This window comes from Actinacidiphila acididurans, from assembly GCF_016918855.1.
Taxonomy (GTDB): domain Bacteria; phylum Actinomycetota; class Actinomycetes; order Streptomycetales; family Streptomycetaceae; genus Actinacidiphila; species Actinacidiphila acididurans.
Window position 1 is genome coordinate 24,795 of record NZ_JADKYB010000030.1, and the last position, 19,900, is coordinate 44,694.

Here is a 19,900-nt window from a genome sequence, read left to right on the forward strand (position 1 = left end):
GTCAACGGCCCCACCCGAACCTCGGGTTGGGGCCGTTCCGCGTTCCCGCCCCTCTGCGGGCCGGACCACGCCGCTGCCGCGCACCCACCTGTAACCCCCGGCCTCGGGCAATGCCGCCGGCCGGCGCGCGCCGCGCCCTCACCAGGAGACACGCATGCAGTCGCCCCACACCCACCCCACCTCCGTCTCCGCCCCCAGCACCCAGACCGCCAGCCAGGGCGACCACAACACGCCCGCCGTCAGCGGCGACGAGTACGCGTGGCCCACCTGCATCGCCTGCCACCGCGACCTCTGGCCCGATGAGCACGGCCGGCACGCCTGCCGCGCCTGCCAAGACCGCGCCGCCCACCGCCTCGCCAGCATCCGGGCCCTCTACCCCTACCTCGACACCACCAGCGCCCTCACCCGCCACCGCGGCGGCGACAGCGGCCGATCCGGCAGCCGCACCGACGCCCCCGTCCCCGTTAACCTCGCCGTCCTCACCCTCACCACCGCCGGCGGAGTCGCCACCCGCCTCCAGGCCATTGAGGATTCCTGGCGCACCGCCCTCCGACGCCACATCGGCACGTGGCCCGGCAGCCCCCGCCAAGCCATCCCCGTCCACATCGAGTTCCTCCGCATCAACCTGGAGTGGGCCTGCGAGTCGCACCTGGAGGTGGCCGACGACCTCGAGGAGATCCGCCGCCTCCACGACCAGTGCACGACCGCCCTCCGCGGCGCCCTCGACCCCGGCGAACGCCGCCCCGGCCCCGTCCCCATCGGCCCCTGCCCCACCCCCCTCCCCGGCCTGTCCGGCGCCGGGCCAGCCGCGGCCCCCGGGGCCCCCGCCCTGTGCGGCACCCCCCTCACCACCCGGCCCGGCGCACAGCGCGTCCACTGCCCCACCTGCGGCACCACCTGGGAAGGCGCCACGGCATGGATCAACCTCCGCCGAGCCCAGAACACCCACACCCCCACGACCGCCGCCGCCTGACCAAAGGGAGCCCCCTCGTGCATGACCCCCTCACCGTCGCCTTCGAGATCCGCCGACCATGGCCGCGCCCGGACGCCTGGACGACCGGACTTGCCGCCCGTACTGGTGTCCGCTGGCAGCACCGCGGTGCGTACTCCGTCGTCGCCGGCCGCGGCCTGTACTGGCCGCCCCTCATTACCGTGTGGCACCGCGACCCATCCGGCTACGACGACGCAACCTGCGGAGCAGGACGCGGCCGAGCGTGGATGTGGCACATCCACCACTGGCGCATCCAGGTGCCCCCGCTCCAGGAATTCCGCCGGCGACTGCTGACCCGATGCGCCTGGTGCGGCGAACGCTCCACGAAGGCCGACCCGGTGAACGTGAGCCACCAGTACGACCGCAAACGCAGCCACTGGTGGCAAGGCGAACCCGGCCTGTTCCACTCCGACTGCTCGGCCATCAAAGCCGCCCACGCCGCTTGCATCTGCGACCAGCCCATCCTCGACGGGGACGGCGACGGCTACGGCCACTGCGCCCACTGCGGCCGGTACCGCGCCTACGGCACCACACCCGAACGCCTCGCCCGGATGCGGGAGCTCGCCGCGATCCCCACGGGCGGACGCCGCCCCGCCACCGACTGAACCGGGGGAGCCCCATGCCCGAACAGCCCGAAGAACCCCTTACGTCACTGGCCGCCGAAGCGGTCATGCACCACGAGATCTACGACTCGTACGTCCGAGCCGGCTTCTCCGAACCCCAGGCCCTCGAACTCCTCAAGACGATCATCGTCACCATCATCGGGAAGACAGCATGACCGCCCAGGAACAAGCCCGCCCCTCCGCAAATCCACTGGCAATCCAGCAGCGCAGCATCCCCGACACCATCCGGCACATCGCCACGAAGATCACCGACCACATCACCCCCGCAGAACAACTCGACACGCGCCTCGCCGGCCTCGCCATGTCCCTCGCCGTGGCCGCCGACGACACCGAAGCCGAACTCGCACGGATCACCGCCGAGCGCGACAGGCTGTACCGCGCCCTCGCCGACGTCGATCTCCGCAGCGCCATCGCCGCGGCCGCCCACACCGTCCTCGCAGGTGCCGGCCCGCAAACCCTCGACGAGTGGACCGCCCTCGTCGCCGACGCTGTCCTGCCCGTCGTACGGTCCCGCCTCGCCTCGACCGTGAAGGAACGCGACGGCGCCTACCGCGAACGGAATGCCCTCGCCGCCCTTGCCGCCGGCCAAGCCGAAAGCGCCGTCGTCGCCCCGGCCACGGACGTGCCCGAACCCGGCTGGCAGATCCTGTACCTCGTCCTGCACGGGCGGCAGTGCTCCTGGCACTTCGGCCCCAGGGACGCCGACCTGATCGAGCACCTCGAACACGTCCCCGCCGACGACCCCCGCGCCCAGTGGGACGGCCACACCACCGAGGCGAAGTACGAGCACATCGCCTGGATCGCCCGCGCCCTCGGAACGCCAGGGCCGTTCCGGAAGCCCGACCCCGCCAAGACCACCGAACGGGGCCAGCAGTTGTGACCGCTAACCACACCGGCATCGGCGTCATCGGCGTCGGCATGCCCGCCATGCTCCACCTCGAAGCATTCGGCCGCGAGATCAACGACGCCTTCGGCCACCTCCCCTACCTCGTCGGATCCGCGGCCAAGACCAAGACGTGGCGCGACGTCGACGTCCGCCTCATCCTCCCCGACCAGGAGTTCGACGCCCTCTTCCCGCAGCCCGCCCCCTACGAGTCACCGGACGGACTCTGGGGACTGCTCTGCGCCGCCCTCTCCGAACTCGCCAAGCTGCGCACCGGCCTCCCCGTGGACTTCCAGATCCAGCGCATGACCTACGCGAACGAGCGCTACCCCATCAGCCACCCCCGCCACGCCCTCGGCCTCCACGACCGCAACGGCCAGTAACCACCACCCCAACCACCGGAGCCCTCCATGCCCGAAACCCTCGAAGACCTCACCGCCCCCGACCTCGACAGCCTCGACGACACCGAGCCCGCCCTCCCGCCGCCCCCGCGCTGGACCGCCCACGACGCCGCCCGCCAGCTCCTCGCTGCCGGCCACCACGTCCACCTCGTCTCCGACGGCATGACCGGCTGCCTCAACGGCCGCTGTGCCCCCGGCCTGTCCCTGGACGGCACGGCATGAGCGGCCACCTGGACACCACGCCAGCCGGTCCCTTCCCCCCGCACCTCGAAGAGGTCGCCTGTCACCTGTACCTCGTGTTCTGCGAACACCTGCCGTTCTGCGGATGCGGCGACCCCGCAGCCGGATACAAGCTCGCCCACCAGATCCTCACACTCGCCCCGCTGTACGAAGACGGCCGGTGGCGGCAAGCCGAAGAACTGTGCGGCACGCCCGGCGCCCACCAACTGGTCCTCGCCGCCCTCACGGAAGCCGGACTCCTCGAACACGGCAGTAGCATCGGCGGTTCCTGGATCACCGACCGCGGCCGATGGGTCCTATGGGCAGTCGAGCAGATCGGCGGCATCGACGTCCTTGAAGACCGCCTCGACAACGCAGGCTTCCCCCATGAATGGGACCCCGTAGCCAAAACCCAGCAGGAATGCACCGACGCCTGCTGGACCATCCCCTCCGCGGCTGAGAAGCCCGTGACCGACGACGCCCCCGCGGTGCCCGAGGACTTGGCTGACGTCATCGCCATGACCCTCACCCGGCGCGCCGCCGCCTACGCCATGCTGCCCCCGTGGTCGCCTTTCCGTAGTCCGATATGGGCACCCACCCCAACGGCGGCCGTGACCCCCGGCGCCTGCTACGAGGCGTCCTTCGGCCGGGTCCACGTCAAACCCGGCTGCCGGTGTGAGAGGAGGCCGCAGTGAGCGGCGACATGGCGCGCGCGTACATCACAGACGACTACGACCTGTATGAGCAGTTCAACACGATGCCGCCGTCCTGGTGGTTCGACGACGATGCCAACGAGATTGCGCGTGAGCAGGCGGAACGCTGGCGGGCTGCGGAGGCCGACCGGGCTGAGGCCCGCTACTGGGGCGAGGCATCGAAGGAGATGCTCGCCGTCATGAGCGAGCGGCGGAACCGGCAGATAGCCGAACGGCGGGGGCGTGAGGAGGCCCGGCGCGCGGAGATCCGGGCCGGGCTCTACGGCAAGGGGACACCGTGACCACCGATCCGCTGGCGTTCCTGCGCGCCGCCCACACCACGGCGGAGGCCCGCGCAGAAGCCGCCGCGGCGCGAGCCTGGTCAGGGGAGTGGGAGTACGACCACATGGTTCGCGAGATCCGCGACCTGAGCAACGGCAACGAACTCGCACAGATCCATCTCCCGGAGATCGGCCATTTCGTCGAGGCGAACGACCCGGCCGCCGTACTCCGCCACATCGAGGCCGAGCGGAAGCAGATCGAACTCCACGCCACCGTTGAGAACCACGGCCGGTTCAGTGAACGCGGATGCGACGCCGACTGCGACGGCGACCACTACATGCCGCCCGTCTGCCGCTCCTGCCGCAACTACGCCGGCGACCCCATCGAAGCCCCCTGCCCCACCGTCGAGATCCTCGCCGAAGGCTGGGGCTGGACCAGCGACACGCCCGATCCGAACGGCCAGTAAAAGGGCATTGACCAGCGGAAACATGGTAAATCGCGGTAGAATCAAGGCAGTTGAGACCCCGGCGACGGACGTCACCCGCCCCGGGGCGTGGCCGACCGCAAGGAGCCGACATGCCCAAGCCTTCCAGAACCCACGTGAAGGTAGTCAAGCCCTTCACGCCCAGGACCCTCACCCCGGACTCGGGTAGGAGCGGCATCAGCCGCCACATACCAGCGCCCGGCGACCCCGCTCTCCCCGGCTTCATCCGCATCGCTACGGAGTGGAGCAAAGCCGGAATCGAGATGACCGATGAGATTGTGGCCGCCGCGGCGAAGCTGGCCAGGGCGCGGCTTCAGGAATCCCGGGAAGCGAACGCTCGCATTCACACACAGCGCGAAACGCAGGCCCAGCGCCTCGCAGAACTCAAGCCGGGAATCTTCGGCGACGCACCGGGCGGCGTGGTCTACTACATCCGCCGCGGTGACTACGTGAAGATCGGCACCACAACCAAACTGCGGCAGCGCATGCGTGACCTGATGCCAGACGAAGTTCTCGCCGTCGAGCCCGGAAGCTACGGCTTGGAGAGCGAACTCCACGCCAAGTTCGCCAGCATCCGCTTCGCCGCCTGGTGCGAATACTTCAAACTCACCCCGGACCTTCAGCAGCACATCGACACCGTCCTCGACAAGAACGGGCCGCCGCCCCCAGGCTTGAGTCAGTTCCTGCCTCACCCGTGAGCCCCACCTGACTTGCGCGTACGGCCGATCTAACCGTAACGTGATCAGCACTTAGAACACGTGTCTCCAAACCCCCGTCGTGAAGACTCCGGCGGGGGTTTCGTGCGTTCACAGGGAGGTGCTCCCGTGGCCGTCACCTTCCCCAACCCGGACACCATTGAGGTCCACTTCGCACAGCTCCACCAAGGCGGCCAGATCGGCGACATCGAGGAGGCCGCCCGCGCTGCGGGCGTGAAGCCGGTCACGATCCGCGTCTGGGTCAATCGCGGCAAGGTCGAGCCCATCGTCCGCGGCGACGGCCGAGACCTCTTCCACATCCCCACCATCATCGAGGCGAGCAAGAGCCGCCCGGGGCGCCGCTGGCACACGACTGCCACAGCCGCCTGACCCACACCCCCTGACTGCCCCGCCGGCCGTACTGCCGATGCCGGGGCCCGCAGGCCGATGCCCCAAGGGCGACGCCTGCCGCCGTGCGGCCCCCGTGGGAGGGCCCGGGGGCCGCACGGCCCACCCATCGCCGCCATCGCCAACGCCGCCACCAGGAGTCCCGCCATGCCCAAGCCCACCCAGACCCGCGTCTTCGTCGTCAGCACCATCGGCTCCACGCCCGACGAACCCCGCAGCGAGCGCATCGAGGCCGCCTACTACCAGCAGGAAGGCGACTTCACCGTCTTCAAGGACGTCGCCCACGAGCCCGTCCACAGCGTCCGCAACCAGCACCTGATCTCCGTCACCCGCGCCGACGGCGCCGACCCCGTGACCGCCAGCCTCCTCGAACTGGCCGCGACCGCCCGTGAGAAGGGCCGCGCCCACGGCGTCATCACCTGGGAGACCAGCAACCAGCCCGGCGGCCGCGTGTACCGGGCCGGCCTGGACGTCACCATGGTGCTGACCGGCGAGTCCGCCAGCGAGACGCGTTGAGCCCGCGGTGACCACCACCGCCCCGGCCCGCCAGGTCACCCAGACGATCCTCCACGAGCAGGACGGCGATGTACCCGGCAACTGCCTGCAGGCCGCCGTCGCCTCCCTCCTCGACCTGGACCTCAACGTCGTCCCGCACTTCATCACCCACGACGACTGGCTGAACCGACTCATCGTGTTCGGCCAGGAACACGGCTACCTCGTCCGCTGCGAGTGGCAGCCCGAGACGCCGACCCCGCTCGGGATCGCCATCGGCCCCTCACCCCGCGGAGTCCAGCACGCCGTCGTCGTCATCGACGACGAAACCGCGTGGGACCCCCACCCCTCCCGGGCCGGCCTGCTCAGCGTGTCGCTGGTCCTCGAGTTCACCCCCCTCCCCGAGGCCGGGGGCGCGCGGTGAAGCGGCACGGCAAGAACCTCATCGCCGAGTTGAAGGCCCTCGGCTTCGACTACATCTGGACGAACAGTTCCGGTGCCGAGTGCTACGTCCACCCCGGCGACGCCGCCCAGACCCAGGTCACCGTGAGCGCGTCCATCGGCGAGCGCGCCGCCCGCGACCTCCTGGCCCGGGCCCGGAAACTTGCCGGTGCCACCACCCCGGACGACAACAAGCGCAACGCCGCCCAGGTCAAGGACCGGGCCGCGGCCTCACGGCAGCGCCTCCAGGAGGCCCGCGATGCCCGCGAACGCCTCCTCGCCGCGAGGGCCAGCGCCGCCGAGATCACCCGCGCCGAACTTCTCGTCGCCGAGCGCGAGGCCGAACTCGCCCTCATCGAACGCCTCATGGTTCAGCCGGCCCAGGGTGGCAACGCTCACCGCGGCCGCGGCCAGGCCCGCCACCGCGCCGGCCGGCGCCCCTGACCCGGTACCTTCCCCTCCACCGGAGGCCCCTCATGGCCGACCAGGTCGACGAGCAGCACGACCGCACCCCCGACACCGCGCCCCGCCAGCACCGCCTCGAAGTGCGCTGCCCCAGCGGCAACCCGTCCAAGGCGACCATCCACCTCGACGGCCAGCAGCTCCTGTTCGTCTCCCGCGTCGAACTCGTCCTCGACGCGCAGACCCGCGAGGCCGCGGTACGCCTCACCGTCCCCGCCGCGGTCCTCGACCTCGATGTGGACGCCGCCGCATTCGTCACCGCCCACTCCAGCGACACGCCCGTGCCCACAGAGAACCAGGTGCACGTCCACGTCGGCGGCACCGTGATGACGGAGAACATGCAGCAGGCCGTCAGGGGCGCCCAGCGGCGCCAGGCCCAGGAGGAACGCCGGCGCCGCGGCATACGCCCCTGAGCACCATCGACGCCGTACGCCGCGAACCGGCCACCCGGACAGCGACGGGGGAGGTGCGGCCGTGACGCTGCAGTGGAACACCGACGCCCCGGCCGGCAGCCAGTGGCAGCGCCAGTTCACCCTCACCAACGCCGACGGCTCCCTCATCGACCTGACCGGCCTGGCATGGGAGTTCGTGGTCCGCCCGAGCGTGACCGACATCACCAGCCCGGCCCTGATCTCCGTGACGACCACCCCCGGTGCGCAGGGCTCAATCACCGTGGACCTGCCCACGTCCACCCTGACCGTCACCCTCACCCCCGCGGCCACCGCGGTGCTGAAGAAGGGCTTCTACCCCCTGGCCCTGTGGTCGGCGCCCACCGACGCCAGCACCCGCACCGCGTGGGTCACGGGCATGTTCAACAGCTTCCCGGCCGCCCTGCCGTAGCAGGGCCGCCCACACCCCGTAGTTACCGGCTGGTATGGGTGCGACCTGCGGTTTCCCGAGACCCCGGCACCGAGGAGGTGGCTCACGTGACCGTCAACGTCAGCCTCCCCGCCAACGTCACCGTCTCCATCCCCGGCGCCCAGGGCCCGCGCGGCAACACCACCCTCAACGGCCTCGGCACCCCGACCTCAACCGTGGGGATCGATGGGGACTGGTACTACGACCTCACCGCCTACCCGTCGACCGTCACCCTCTACGGCCCCAAGGCGGCCGGCGCGTGGCCCGCCCAGGGCGTCGTCATTGGCGGCGGAGGCACCGCCGGAGCCCTCCTGGCCGCCAACAACCTGGGCGACGTTCAGGACACCCCCACGGCCCGGGGCAACCTCGGCCTCGGTGCCGCAGCCGTCCGGAACGTCGGCACCACCACCGGCACCTGCGCCGCAGGCGACGACGCCCGCTTCACCGAGATCGTCGGACTCCCAGTCACCGGGACGCCCGCCACCGGCAAGGCCCCCGTGTGCACCAGCGGCAGCGCCCTCGCCTGGACCACCATCAGCGGCGGAGGCGGCGGGGTCACCCCAGTCTTCTACGACGACCCGGTCGGCGCCGGCATCGTCACCCTCACGACGGTTGCCGACTGGACCCCCGTCATCGGCACCGGCGGCAAACACGTCGGCCGCACCATCCCCGCCCGGGCCGGCGACGTCATCCTCTGGTCCCCGTCCTTCCTGCGCACCGGCACCACCATGTTCCTCGACGCCGTCATCCGCGCCGGCGACGGCACCATCTCCCGCTTCGTCTCCTCCGGCACCACCACCCCCAACGTCGAGGGCTACGCCCCCTGGTACGCCCAATCCGGCAGCTTCCCCGGCGTCGGCGGCACCCGTGCCTTCACCGTCCAGCCCGGCGAGATCGACCCGTCCGGGAACTGGACGCTGGAGATGATCTACAAGGGCGGCGACGACACGTGCCGCGTGTACTTCGGCGACGGCTACGACGGCTACTGGCCCCTCATCCGCTGGCCCCTCGGCACCTGAACGGAGCACCGTGACCGACCCCGCCCCGGACCCGCTCGCCCCCACCCCCGACGCGCCGGCCGAGCCCACCGCGCCCCCCTGCGGCTACTGCGGCGGCCCCTCCGCCGTCCACTGGGCCCGCCGCCTCACCGCAGACGAGATCGCCGCCGAGCAAGCCAAGGAACAGGCCCGCAGAAATGAAGCCACCGCGCTGGCCGACCCCGACGGACCGGAGCCCATCTGGCCGCCACTACCGGACTGCCTGGACTACGTCCACGCCGTGTACGGCTGCCTGACCCACTACATCACCCAGGACGCCGCCGCCCACATCCACGGGCCCGGCTGCACCGCACCGCGCCCCGAACTCACCCCCGGCTGCGACTGCACCCCCGAACCCCTCCCCGAGCCCGAACCCGAGCCCACACCGCCGCCGCTCCCGCCCGGCTGGACCTGACCCCCAAATCGGGGAAGGGAGGCAGAGGGTCATGACAGTGCCTCCTGAGCCCGAGGGTCATGACAGTCGGCACTGCGGGGCCCGCAAACGGCAAGGCGAAGGGACCTGCACTCGACCCGCCGGCTGGGGCACCGACCACGCCGGACACGGGCACTGCAAGCTTCACGGCGGCTCCACCACGGACCAGGGCAAGGCGGCCCGCGCGGCCAAGGCCGAGGCTCAGGCGCGCACCGCCCTGGCGACCCTCGACGTCCAGCCCGTCGACAACCCCCTCGTTGCGCTCAGGCTCCTCGCCGGTCAGGCCGTGGCGTGGCAGGAGGCGCTCGCCGCGTGCGTGAACCGCCTCGGCGACCGCTTCCGCTACGAGGGCTTGGCCGGCGGTGAGCAGCTCCGCTCCGAGATCGCCCTGTACGAGCGGGCCATGGACCGGTGCGGGCAGATCCTCGGCCTCATCGCGAAGCTGAACATCGACGAACGGCTCGCTGCGATCAGCGAGCAGCAGGCCGACGTCGTCATCGCCGCGATCGACGCGGCCCTCGCCCACGCCGGGATCAACGGGCCGGCTGCGGCCGAAGCCAAGCGGGTCGCGGCGCACCGGCTTCGCAGCGTCTGACCCGGGACGGGGGTGGGCGGGTGGATGCGCTCCTGCTCGCGGCCGACCGGATCGAGGAGGACGCCGACCGCAGCGACCGCGCCGAGGAGTACGCCCGGGACCCGGCCGCGTGGGCGCGGCAGAAGCTCGGTGAGCACCTGTGGTCCAAGCAGGTCGCCATCGCCGAGTCCGTGCGCGACCACCGGCTCACTGCGGTGCAGTCCTGCCACGGCGTCGGCAAGTCGTGGACGGCGTCCCGGCTGACGGCGTGGTGGTTGGACACCCACCCGCCGGGTGAGGCGCGTGTCGTCACCACGGCGCCGACCGGTGACCAGGTCAAGGCGATCCTGTGGTCGGAGATCAACGCCGCGTTCGCGAAGGCGGAGGCGATCGGGGAGCCGTTCCTCGGGCGGATCAACGAGACCGACTGGAAGCTCGGCAAGCGCCTCATCGCGTTCGGCCGCAAGCCCTCGGACTACAACCCGCACGCCTTCCAGGGCATCCACGCCAAGTACGTGCTGGTGATCCTCGACGAGGCGTGCGGGATCAACAAGCAGTTCTGGACCGCCGCGAACGCCATCGCCACCGGCGAGCACTGCCGCATCCTCGCCATCGGGAACCCCGACGACCCTGGCTCCCAGTTCGCCCGGGTGTGCGCGAACACTGACCGATGGAACGTCATCCGCATCTCCGCGTTCGACACCCCCAACTTCACCGGCGAGCCTGTACCGGACGACCTGCGGCCCATGCTGGTCGGCCACGACTACGTGGAGGACATGGCCGCCGAGTTCGGCGTCACCTCCCCGACGTACATCTCCAAGGTCACCGGCGAGTTCCCACACGACTCCGAAGACGGCGTGGTGCGCCTGTCGAAGCTGCGTGCCTGCTCCCAGCCCCGCGACAACGACGCCTCCCGCGACACCGCCGGCCCGGTGGAGCTCGGCATCGACATGGGCGCCGGCGGCGACGAAACCAGCATCCGTGAACGCCGCGGCATGACCGTCGGCCGCGAGTGGAAGTTCCGCGAGAAGGACCCCGTCAAGGCGGTCGCTCGGATCGTGGAGGCCATTCGCGAGTCCCGGGCCGCCGTGGTGAAGGTCGACTCCATCGGCATCGGCTGGGGCATCGTCGGCAGCCTGCGGGAGAAGCGGCAGCAGGGCGCCCACGAGGCGGACATCCTCGGCGTGAACGTGGCCGAAGCGTCCACCGAACCGGAGAAGTACAAGAACCTGCGCTCCCAGATCTGGTGGCAGGTCGGCCGCCAACTCTCCGAGGGCGTGAGCTGGGACCTGTCCCGCCTCGAGGAGGACGACCGCGAGCGCCTGGTCTCCCAGTTGACCGCGCCGAAGTACAGCATCGACGCCGCGGGCCGGATCGTCGTCGAACCCAAGACGGAGACCATCAAACGCATCGGCCGGTCCCCGGACAACGCCGACGCCCTCCTGCTCGCGTTCTACGCCGCGCCGGGCGGCTTCGACGGCGCCATGGGCTACCTCAACGCCTACAAGCCCCAGCAACCGGCCTGACGAGAGGACCCCCTCGGTGATACGTCTGCTGGCCCCGCGGTGCGCGCACCGCGCGAACGCCCCTACGTTCCGGGTGCTGCTGTGCCGGGCCCATCCCGGGCAGGCGTGGTGCGGCCGCCTGTGGACCGCCAACGGCCTGCGCGGACTACAGCAAGCCGCCGAGGGCAGGCAGGTCCACGAAGCCCTGTGCGAGACCGGCGTCCTCGTCGGCATCCCAGCCGCACCCGTCCCCGCTTCCGCCGGTACGACTCCCACACGCCCCGGGCCCGCCGCCCGCTGACCTGAGCGAGGGGGTGCCGGGTGTCCCGCCGCCACAACCGCCAGCGCCGCCCGGCGCGCATCGAGAAGGCCGACCGGCCGGCCATCGCCCCGTCCGCGACGTTCACCGGCGAGCAGGTCGCCGCCCTGCTCGCCGCTCAGGCCGCACCGCAGACCACCGGGAGCTTTGCGCCGCTGCCCCGCATGGACCCGCAGGTCGCCTTCGGCCCCGGCCTGCCCCTGATCCCCGCCGCGATCGACCCCGTCCGCCAGGACTCCAGCCGGCCCGAGCCGCGCTTCAACGAGTACCCCGTCTCCAGCAACCTTCCCGGGGTCACCGACCGGCTCGTGCCGTGGAAAGTCCTGCGGGACGCCGCCGCGGCCGGCGGGATCCCGCGGCGCTGCATCGAGATCCGCAAGAGCGACATCTCCACCCTCGACTGGGCGATCACCATCACCAAGGACGCCGTCGCCCAGGCCGAGGCCGACAACCCCTCGCAGTCCCGCGCCGACATCGAGGGCGACCTGCGCAAGAGCCTCGGCCCGGAGATCGGCCGCTGCACAGCGTTCTGGGAGCGCCCCGACCCCGGGCAGGACGAGGACTGGATCGAGTGGGTCAGCAAGCTCCTCGAGGAGCACCTCGTCCTGGATGCGCTGGCGATCTACCCGCGGCGGACCTACGGCGGTGACCTGTACGCCATGGAAATCATCGCAGGGGACACCATCAAGCCGCTGCGGGACTACCGCGGCGGCAAGCCCGCCCCGCCGAACCCGGCCTACCAGCAGATGCTGTGGGGCTTCCCCCGCGGCGAATACACCGCTGACGCCGAAGCCGACGGCACCATCCCCAACGGGTACCCGGCCGACACGCTGATCTACAAGCGCCGCAACGTCCGCGCCTCCAGCCCCTACGGGTTCTCCCCGGTCGAGCAGTGCCTCGAAGACCTCGACGTGTGGCTGCGCCGCCGGGCCTGGATCCGCGCCGAGTACACCGACGGCACCGTCCCGGCCGGCCTGCTCCGCAACACCGCCAACAACGGCTGGACCCCGGCCCAGGTTCTCGAGTACGAGACGGCCCTGAATGATGCCTGGTCCGGCCAGACCCTCGAGCGGCACCGCATGCGGATCCTGCCCCCCGGCTTCGAACTGGAGCCCCTGGCGGACGTCGCCGAGCGGTACAAGCCCGAATACGACCTCTTCTTGTTGAAGCAGCTCGCCAACCACTTCTCCACCACGATCGCCGAGCTGAACTTCACCGAGACCGGCGGACTCGGCAGCGCCGGCTACCACGAAGGCCAGTCCGACATCCGCGAACGCTCCGCCACCATGCCGCTGTACCGGTGGATCCAGGCGCTCATCACCCAGATCTCCCGCCGCCACCTGGGCATGCCGTCCCAGCTGGAGTTCCGCATCCTCGGCCTCGAGGAAGAAGACGAGGCCGCCGCAGACCAGGTCGCACAGAACCGGATCCAGTGGGGCCGCATGACCCTCAACGAGGACCGCGATCGCACCGGCATGCCCCGCTACACCTTCCCCGAGGCCGACAAGCCGATGGTCATGACGACCCGAGGCGTGATCTTCCTCGACGGCGCGTCACAGAACGCCGCCCCCGGACAGAGACTCGGCCTCGACGGCGGCAACCCCACCGGGCAGATCCAACCCGGGGGCCAGGAGGCCGACAGCGCCGCCGCCGACGAGGACGACGACAGCGGGGGAGACACCGCAGACGATGGCGAAGACCCCGGGAACAACGCCGGGAACAGTGCGACGGACACGGCAGTGAAGGCCGAGCTGGCCGCCTATCACCGCTGGGCCAAGAAGAACCCCAGCCCGCGCCGCCCGTTCACCTTCACCATCGTCACCAAAGCTGACGCCCCCATCGACCTCAACACCGAACACGTCATCTTCGCCGGCGGCGACACGAGCCCCTCCGGCGGTGATCCGGTCCCAAAAGGTGAAGCGGCGGACTCCTGGCCGGGCTGGGACCGCGACCAGGACGCCGCCGACGTGTGGGCCGCACGCCTGCAGCAGGCCCTCGACGGGTCCGTCAACACCGATCAGGTCGCAGAGCGCTGGCTCGCCCAGCAGGCCGGGACAGCCCCGGACGCCGAACCCGCGGACGACGCAGGTGACGGGGACGACCAGGACGACCGGACAGACGCCGCGGTGGCCGCAGCGCTCGCGTTCCTCCTCGCCGGGGGTGTCAGCGTCACCACCGCCCTCGCCCCGCTGCTGGCCGGCATCTGGACGGAAGGCTGGGCCATCGGCGCCGCCTCCGTGCACGCCGCCCTCGGCGGCACACCGGCCGCCTTCCCCTGGAACATCGGCGACGACGCCGCGGCACGGCAGACCCTGACCACCGCCATGAACGACGCCCTGACCGCATTCCTCAACGGCCGCCGCGACACCATCCCACCGATCGCCGACCGGCGCCTCCAAGCGCTGGCCCGCGTCCTCGCCCGCGCCCGGGTAGCTGGCATGACCCGGCAGCAGCTCGCGCAGGCACTCCGCGACGCACTCCGAGACGAGCCGTGGGCACGCATGACCGCCCTGACCGAACTCACCCGCGCCGCCGCCGCAGCCGCCCGTACCGCCTACCAGGACGCCGGCATCACCCAATGGCGATGGGTCGCCGAACCCGGCGCCTGCCCCATCTGCACCGCCAACGCCGCCGCCGGCCCGCGCACCATCGGCGAGGCATGGCCTGACGGCTCCGACGCCCCGCCCGCGCACCCGAACTGCCGCTGCTACCCGGCCCCTTCCTGACCCGCTACCGCGACCCCGTGTGCCCGCGACCCGGGCAAGGAGGAACCATGTCCGACACCGCCTACGCCTGGGCGCCCATCACCAAGACCGTCCGCGAGGACGACGGGACTCTGCTCGTCTACGGGCCCGCCGCGTCCTCCGCCCTGGACCGCGACCAGCAGCGCCTCGACGGCACCTGGCTCGACCAGGCCATGCCCCGCTGGCTGGCCGAGGGCGGCGGCGTCCGCGAGCAGCACGACCCCAAGCGCGCCGTCGGCGTCGGAGTGGGCCTGTCCAAGGGCGACGACGGCGCGCACCTGCTGACGGCCCGCATCGTCGACCCCGTCGCCGTCAAGAAGATCGAACACGGGGTGCTGCGCGGCTTCTCCGTCGGCATCAAGGCGCCCAGAGTGGAGATGGGCAAGGCCGACGCACCCAACGGCCTCGTCGTCGGCGGCGACGTGATCGAGGTCAGCGTCGTCGACCGGCCGGCCAACCCGGGGTGCACCTTCGACCTGGCCAAGGCCGACTCGGCTGGGGACCTGATCCTGGTCGAGGACGCCGAGGTCACCGAGAAGACCGACGCCGAAGCGTTCGGACTGCCGCAGGAACTGTACGACCGGCTCGCCGCGCCGGTGAAGGAGGCGCTGACCCGCCTCGCGGACGGCGGCGCGCAGGTGTCCGTGGACACCGCGAAGACCGACGACCCTGGTCCGGCAGTAGCGTTGCCCACCTTCGTGATCCACCTGCAAGGCGCGCCCGTGACCGAGGAAATGCTGCGCGGCCTCGTGGACGCGCGCGTCGAGGAACTCTCCAAGGCGGACCTGTCCGCGGCCGGGCGCCGCAAGGCCGCTTCCTCGGGGGCCGCAATGAACGACGGCAGCTACCCGATCGAGACCAAGGCCGACCTGCGCAAAGCGATCCGCGCGGTGGGCCGCGGCGGAGTCGACCATGACAAGATCCGCGCCCACATCATCAAGCGCGCCAAGGCCCTCGGCCTGTCCGACATGATCCCCGAGAACTGGAAGGCCGACGGCTCCATGACCACCACGAAGGCCGACGAGGCGACGATCGCCAAGGCCGAGCAGATCCTCACCGACATCCTGCCGCTCGTCCCGGGCGTGGCCAAGGCCGACGACGGCGGCACAGGCGGGGACGGAGGCGACGGAGGCAACCCGGACGAGTCGATGGACATCGAGGGCGCCCAGCAGGCGCTGGCCGGGATCGCCAAGCTCATCATCGCTGAGGCCGAGTCACTCGCCGAAGGCAACGTCAACGAGATCATCGACATCTCGCTGCTGCTGGACGCCGCCCGGTCCCTGAAGTGGTTCCAGGACCGCGAGGAGCGCGAGCAGGCCGGCATGGCCGAGGACATGTGCCTGTCCGACAAGCCCGACGCCACCAAGACGGACAAGGCACCGCCGGCGGCCGCGAGCGGTCCCTCCGGGACGGGCGCCCCGGGCGACGGCACTGGAACCGCCCCGGGCGGGAAGGCCGCGAAGAAGGCCGACGGCGACGGCGCCCTCCTCACCAAGGCCGAAGCCGCGGCCGCCGTTCAGACTGCCGTCGCCGAGGCCCTCGCCGCCCGCACCCCCCAGACCGCCCCGGCCGACGAGCCGGACACCGTGACCAAGGCCGACCTCGCCGACATGGTGAAGGCCGCTGTAGCAGAGGCCACCAAGGCCGCCGAGGAGCGCGCCGCGGCGCTCGCGGCCGATGTGGCAAAGGCCAGCGTCGCCGAAGCCGTCAAGGATCTGCCCACCCCCGGCGGCCCGGTGCTCACCCGCACCGCCGCCCAGCAGAGCACCGCCGCCGAAAGCGACGCGGCCCGGATGCGCGCCGAGGGCGACGCCCTCATGGCCAAGGCCGACCAGTTCGCAGCCAACCGCGACCTCGCCGAGGGCTACCGCATCCGCGCGAAGGCCCTGTACGCCCGCGCCGGCGCCTGACTCTGCCCCACCCCACCACCCGCTTCAGCCCCGCCACTGAGGCGGCGCTTTCGTACGGAAGGAGCAGGGCGAGATGGCTCTGCCCGCAAACCTCGAACTCCTCTTCGGCGAGTCCCACGAGGCCCCGAAGCTGTCCAAGGCCGAAGTCAGCGAGCGCTTCGACGAGCTCGTCAAGTCCATCGGAGGGATGCCCGAGCGGGAACTGACCCGCGAGGAGATCGTCACCTCCTTCAAGGCCGGCCAGCCCGTCGACTTCACGTCGCAGCCCACCAACGCCCTGGGGTACCTGGAGAAGGCCCTCGGAGCCCCCGACCTCGTCAAGGGACTGGGAGCAGACGCCGTAGCGTCCATCACCCAGGCCCTGGACGGCCTGAAGGCCCAGACCCCGGACCTGGTCAAGGACATCAACCTGACCTCCCCGGTCGGCACCGGCCTGGTCGCGTTCGACCTGGAAGCCCCGGCGAAGCTGTTGGCGCCCCGGCCGACGCCGCTGCGCAACCGCATCCCGCGCATCAAGGGCATCGGCACCAGCCACCGCTTCAAGGTCATCTCCGGATTCACCGGCTCCGGCACCGGCGGCGTCGGCAACATCCACCCCGGTATCCAGGACACCACCCAGAACAACTTCGCCCCCTCCGGCGCGGGCAACTCCCTGTACTACGCGCGCGGCCCGAAGATCGCGTACGCGGGCTACGACGTCACGCTGCCCTACAGCCAGTTCTCGATGTCGGACGAGGTGACCTGGTCCGCGCAGTACGCCGGCCAGGGCTACCAGGACATCCGGCAGCTCTCCCGCACCAGCCTGCTCTACGCGAGCATGCTGATGGAGGAGCGCATGATCCTGATGGGTCGCGGCACCGCATCCCCGTACTCGGGTGCGCTCGCCGCCCCCGGCGGGGTGTCCCTCGTCGACAACACCGTCGGCACCGGGCAGGTCGCCCTGACCGGGTACACCACGAACATCTACGTGTACGTCACCTCCGACGCCGGCGCCTTCGGAGAGTCCGTCGTCTCCAGCGTGGCGACCATCGCCCCCACCTCGACCCACAACGTGGTGCTGCGCCTGACCGACGTGCCGCAGGCCCTCGGGTACAACGTGTACATCGGCACCGGCGCCTCGCAGCCCGCGAACAGCAGTTTCTTCCTCTACGGCCGCTTCCCGAACCAGACCGCGAACGGCGGCGGCGCGGGCGGCACCGGCATCGTCCTGCAGGGCGCGATCCCCACCAGCGGCAAGAACCCGCCCACCGCCGACACCTCCGCGTACGCGGCCGGCTACGACGGCATCCTGCCGTGGGTCATGGGCACCCAGTCCGGCTACAACGTGAAGATCAACAGCACGTTCAGCACCAGCAACCCGGGCTCGGAGTTCCAGACCGCGTTCGCCGCCCTGTACAACGCCGTCAAGGCCGACCCCGACCGGATCCTGTTCAACGGCGTCGACCGCAAGCAGCAGTCCGACACCCTCAAGGCCGGGTCGTCGAACAACTACTTCCTCCAGATCACCCAGGACCAGGTGTCCGGCGTGTCCCTCGGCTCCGTCGCCGTCGCCATCATGAACGAGGTGACCGGCAAGCGCGTCGAGATGGAAGTCCACCCCTGGCTCCCCCAGGGCGTGTGCCCCATCCTCTCCGACACCCTTCCGATCCCGGACACCCAGGTCTCCAACGTCTGGTCCATGATCAACGTCCAGGATCTGATGGGCATCGACTGGCCCGTCAACCAGTTCGCCTACGAGTCCAGCTCGTACTGGTTTGGCGGAATGCTATGTTACGCACCCGCCTGGAATGGCTGCATTTCTGGCGTGACGGCCGCGTAATTCCGGAAAGCCGCAGTGGTATAGCCGCCAATCAGCTACGCTCATTGTGTGATTGAAAAGGGGCTGTGTCACTGCGGCTGCGGAAACCCAACGAAGATAGCCACCCGAACCTCCACCCGCTACGGCTGGGTAAAAGGCGAGCCACAGTTCTACCTTCGCGGCCACGCCGCTTGGAAAGAGAGTGGCCCCAAGTGGATCATCAATGAGAACGGCTGCTGGATCTGGCAACGCGCCCTGAACCCCGAAGGCTACGGCATGGGTACGTTCGCCCGGCTCGGGCACCCGGGGCACCACTTGGCGCACCGCGTCCTGTACCAGGAGAAGCACGGGCCGATACCGGACAGCATTCTGCTCGACCACACCTGCCACACGAACGACACCGATTGCCAAGGTGGCCCGACCTGTCCACATCGGCAGTGTGTTAACCCCGATCACGTAGAGCCAGTAACCCCTCTGGAAAACGTGCACCGCGGCGTTCTGCTGAAAGCTACCGAACTGGATATTAAGGCCGTGTACGAGCTGCGCCGCCGAGGCATCTCGTGGCGTCAGATAGCACCGCGGTTCGGCATGACTCATCCGCCGCTGATTACGCGGCTGAGAAAACACTGCGAAGCCAACGGTCTGGAGTGGCCGTAGCCGCGCTTCGCTCGCCCCCCCGAGAGCCCGTCGCCCTTGGTGCCGGGCTCTCGTCATGAGAGGACTCCGCGGATGCGTATCGCAGCCCCCGACGGCGCCGTGGCCGGCATGGAAGTCAAGGGCGCTCAGACCGGTCACGTCACCCGCTACAACGGCCGGATCGCCGACGTCGACAACCCCGGGCACGTCAAGGCGCTCCTCGCCGAGGGCGCGTTCGTGGCGTCCCTGTCGGGCCGTACCCGGCGCGGCATCGGCTACCGCTGCCCGACCTGCCAGTTCGGCAGCTTCGTGACGACGTGCAGCCGCTGCGGCGGCACCTGCGAAAAGGAGACCCCCTGATGCCGCCCCGCACCCGCAAGACCACCCCCAAGCCGGCCGATCCCGCCGCGCCCGATGCGTCCGGCCCCGAGGAGCCGCAGCTTCCGGCCGCCGACGACGGGAAGCCCGGCACCACCAGTCCGGACGGACAGGACCAGACGCCAACGGCCACGCCGGACGACAAGCCCCAGGACACCCCGCCAGCCGATGTTGACGCCGACGCGGAGGCGGAGGCGGCGACGGGGGACCGGGACGCGGCCGCACAGGCCAGCGCCACGGCCGATCCCGGAGCGCAGGACCCCGAGCCCGCGGCGCCGGAAGCCCTCGAGGCGACCGCCGAAGCCTTCCACTGGGAGACCCCCGCCGGCGACCGCGACGACCCGTGCCGCCTGTGCATGCCCCACGGCGTGCAGCTGAGCGCGGGCAGCGTCGGCTGCCAGCACGGGCAGTGGGTCCGCGTGCGGGACGACGACCAGTAAGGGGAAGGCGCATGTCCCCGAAGAAGCGCCCCGCCGCAGACGAACCGGCCGCCGACACCCCCGCGGTTCTCGGCCCCGGCGAAACCGTCCTCTCCGGCCCCGGATGCCAAGCAGGCCGCCCCGGACGCGGAGCCAGAGCCCGAGGGTCCTGCGCGCAGCGACCTGCAAGAGGCCAACGAGCCCTGCTCGATCTGC

At 70.9% G+C, this 19,900-nt stretch carries 26 protein-coding genes; all 26 read left to right on the forward strand.

The features are described from left to right. Positions 1–154 precede the first annotated feature (154 nt). The 26 genes from ITX44_RS36485 to ITX44_RS36610 all read left to right on the forward strand — a co-directional run bounded on the left by ITX44_RS36485 (position 155) and on the right by ITX44_RS36610 (position 19,705). The gene (locus tag ITX44_RS36485) at positions 155–973 is read left to right on the forward strand and encodes a hypothetical protein (RefSeq protein ID WP_205363548.1); all 819 of its coding nucleotides are present in this window, start codon (positions 155–157) and stop codon (positions 971–973) included. Between the two features lie 17 nt (positions 974–990). Beyond that, a complete protein-coding gene (locus ITX44_RS36490; RefSeq protein WP_205363549.1) occupies positions 991–1,596 on the forward strand; it encodes a hypothetical protein in 606 nt (201 codons plus the stop codon). A gap of 14 nt (positions 1,597–1,610) precedes the next feature. After that, entirely contained in the window at positions 1,611–1,769 is a 159-nt protein-coding gene (locus ITX44_RS36495; RefSeq protein WP_205363550.1) for a hypothetical protein, read from the forward strand. After that, positions 1,766–2,494, forward strand: coding sequence for a WDGH domain-containing protein (locus tag ITX44_RS36500; protein ID WP_205363551.1), 729 nt, complete (start codon positions 1,766–1,768; stop codon positions 2,492–2,494). The genes ITX44_RS36495 and ITX44_RS36500 overlap by 4 nt, the downstream gene beginning before the upstream one ends. Then, entirely contained in the window at positions 2,491–2,880 is a 390-nt protein-coding gene (locus ITX44_RS36505) for a hypothetical protein (protein WP_205363552.1), read from the forward strand. The genes ITX44_RS36500 and ITX44_RS36505 overlap by 4 nt, the downstream gene beginning before the upstream one ends. Before the next feature lie 27 nt (positions 2,881–2,907). Further along, positions 2,908–3,120 (forward strand): hypothetical protein, encoded by a 213-nt coding sequence (locus ITX44_RS36510; protein ID WP_205363553.1) that lies wholly within the window; start codon positions 2,908–2,910, stop codon positions 3,118–3,120. Further along, positions 3,117–3,812 carry a hypothetical protein gene (locus ITX44_RS36515; RefSeq protein ID WP_205363555.1) on the forward strand — a complete coding sequence of 232 codons (696 nt, stop codon included), beginning with the start codon at positions 3,117–3,119 and terminating at the stop codon, positions 3,810–3,812. Before ITX44_RS36510 ends, ITX44_RS36515 begins: the two co-directional genes overlap by 4 nt. After that, on the forward strand, positions 3,809–4,111 hold the full coding sequence (locus ITX44_RS36520) for a hypothetical protein (protein WP_205363556.1): 303 nt from the start codon (positions 3,809–3,811) through the stop codon (positions 4,109–4,111). Before ITX44_RS36515 ends, ITX44_RS36520 begins: the two co-directional genes overlap by 4 nt. After that, entirely contained in the window at positions 4,108–4,557 is a 450-nt protein-coding gene (locus ITX44_RS36525; RefSeq protein WP_205363557.1) for a DUF6221 family protein, read from the forward strand. Before ITX44_RS36520 ends, ITX44_RS36525 begins: the two co-directional genes overlap by 4 nt. 110 nt (positions 4,558–4,667) lie before the next feature. Then, positions 4,668–5,273 carry a GIY-YIG nuclease family protein gene (locus tag ITX44_RS36530; RefSeq protein WP_205363558.1) on the forward strand — a complete coding sequence of 202 codons (606 nt, stop codon included), beginning with the start codon at positions 4,668–4,670 and terminating at the stop codon, positions 5,271–5,273. Between the two features lie 126 nt (positions 5,274–5,399). Continuing rightward, the gene (locus ITX44_RS41875; RefSeq protein WP_205363559.1) at positions 5,400–5,660 is read left to right on the forward strand and encodes a MerR family transcriptional regulator; all 261 of its coding nucleotides are present in this window, start codon (positions 5,400–5,402) and stop codon (positions 5,658–5,660) included. Between the two features lie 165 nt (positions 5,661–5,825). Next, entirely contained in the window at positions 5,826–6,194 is a 369-nt protein-coding gene (locus ITX44_RS36540; RefSeq protein ID WP_205363560.1) for a hypothetical protein, read from the forward strand. A gap of 7 nt (positions 6,195–6,201) precedes the next feature. After that, positions 6,202–6,594, forward strand: coding sequence for a hypothetical protein (locus ITX44_RS36545; protein WP_205363561.1), 393 nt, complete (start codon positions 6,202–6,204; stop codon positions 6,592–6,594). After that, on the forward strand, positions 6,591–7,055 hold the full coding sequence (locus ITX44_RS36550; RefSeq protein ID WP_205363563.1) for a hypothetical protein: 465 nt from the start codon (positions 6,591–6,593) through the stop codon (positions 7,053–7,055). The genes ITX44_RS36545 and ITX44_RS36550 overlap by 4 nt, the downstream gene beginning before the upstream one ends. Positions 7,056–7,087: 32 nt before the next feature. Beyond that, the gene (locus ITX44_RS36555; protein WP_205363565.1) at positions 7,088–7,486 is read left to right on the forward strand and encodes a hypothetical protein; all 399 of its coding nucleotides are present in this window, start codon (positions 7,088–7,090) and stop codon (positions 7,484–7,486) included. A gap of 61 nt (positions 7,487–7,547) precedes the next feature. Further along, positions 7,548–7,913 (forward strand): hypothetical protein, encoded by a 366-nt coding sequence (locus ITX44_RS36560; RefSeq protein WP_205363567.1) that lies wholly within the window; start codon positions 7,548–7,550, stop codon positions 7,911–7,913. A gap of 86 nt (positions 7,914–7,999) precedes the next feature. Next, positions 8,000–8,950: a hypothetical protein gene (locus tag ITX44_RS36565; protein WP_205363569.1), complete on the forward strand. Its 951-nt coding sequence runs from the start codon at positions 8,000–8,002 to the stop codon at positions 8,948–8,950. Positions 8,951–8,960: 10 nt separating this feature from the next. Further along, a complete protein-coding gene (locus ITX44_RS36570) occupies positions 8,961–9,383 on the forward strand; it encodes a hypothetical protein (RefSeq protein ID WP_205363571.1) in 423 nt (140 codons plus the stop codon). A 31-nt stretch (positions 9,384–9,414) separates the two neighbouring features. Then, the gene (locus ITX44_RS36575; RefSeq protein ID WP_205363573.1) at positions 9,415–9,996 is read left to right on the forward strand and encodes a hypothetical protein; all 582 of its coding nucleotides are present in this window, start codon (positions 9,415–9,417) and stop codon (positions 9,994–9,996) included. 20 nt (positions 9,997–10,016) lie between these two features. Further along, complete coding sequence (locus ITX44_RS36580) at positions 10,017–11,501, forward strand: hypothetical protein (RefSeq protein ID WP_205363575.1); 1,485 nt, start codon at positions 10,017–10,019, stop codon at positions 11,499–11,501. A gap of 300 nt (positions 11,502–11,801) precedes the next feature. Then, the gene (locus tag ITX44_RS36585; protein ID WP_307795653.1) at positions 11,802–14,525 is read left to right on the forward strand and encodes a phage portal protein; all 2,724 of its coding nucleotides are present in this window, start codon (positions 11,802–11,804) and stop codon (positions 14,523–14,525) included. 47 nt (positions 14,526–14,572) lie between these two features. Beyond that, positions 14,573–16,453, forward strand: coding sequence for an HK97 family phage prohead protease (locus ITX44_RS36590; protein WP_205363577.1), 1,881 nt, complete (start codon positions 14,573–14,575; stop codon positions 16,451–16,453). 73 nt (positions 16,454–16,526) lie between these two features. Then, on the forward strand, positions 16,527–18,272 hold the full coding sequence (locus ITX44_RS36595; RefSeq protein ID WP_205363579.1) for a hypothetical protein: 1,746 nt from the start codon (positions 16,527–16,529) through the stop codon (positions 18,270–18,272). A 48-nt stretch (positions 18,273–18,320) separates the two neighbouring features. After that, positions 18,321–18,908 (forward strand): HNH endonuclease family protein, encoded by a 588-nt coding sequence (locus ITX44_RS36600; protein WP_205363581.1) that lies wholly within the window; start codon positions 18,321–18,323, stop codon positions 18,906–18,908. 72 nt (positions 18,909–18,980) lie between these two features. After that, positions 18,981–19,247, forward strand: coding sequence for a hypothetical protein (locus ITX44_RS36605; protein WP_205363583.1), 267 nt, complete (start codon positions 18,981–18,983; stop codon positions 19,245–19,247). After that, positions 19,247–19,705, forward strand: a complete 459-nt coding sequence (locus ITX44_RS36610; protein WP_205363584.1) for a hypothetical protein — start codon at positions 19,247–19,249, stop codon at positions 19,703–19,705. The genes ITX44_RS36605 and ITX44_RS36610 overlap by 1 nt, the downstream gene beginning before the upstream one ends. The last annotated feature ends 195 nt before the right edge of the window (positions 19,706–19,900 follow it).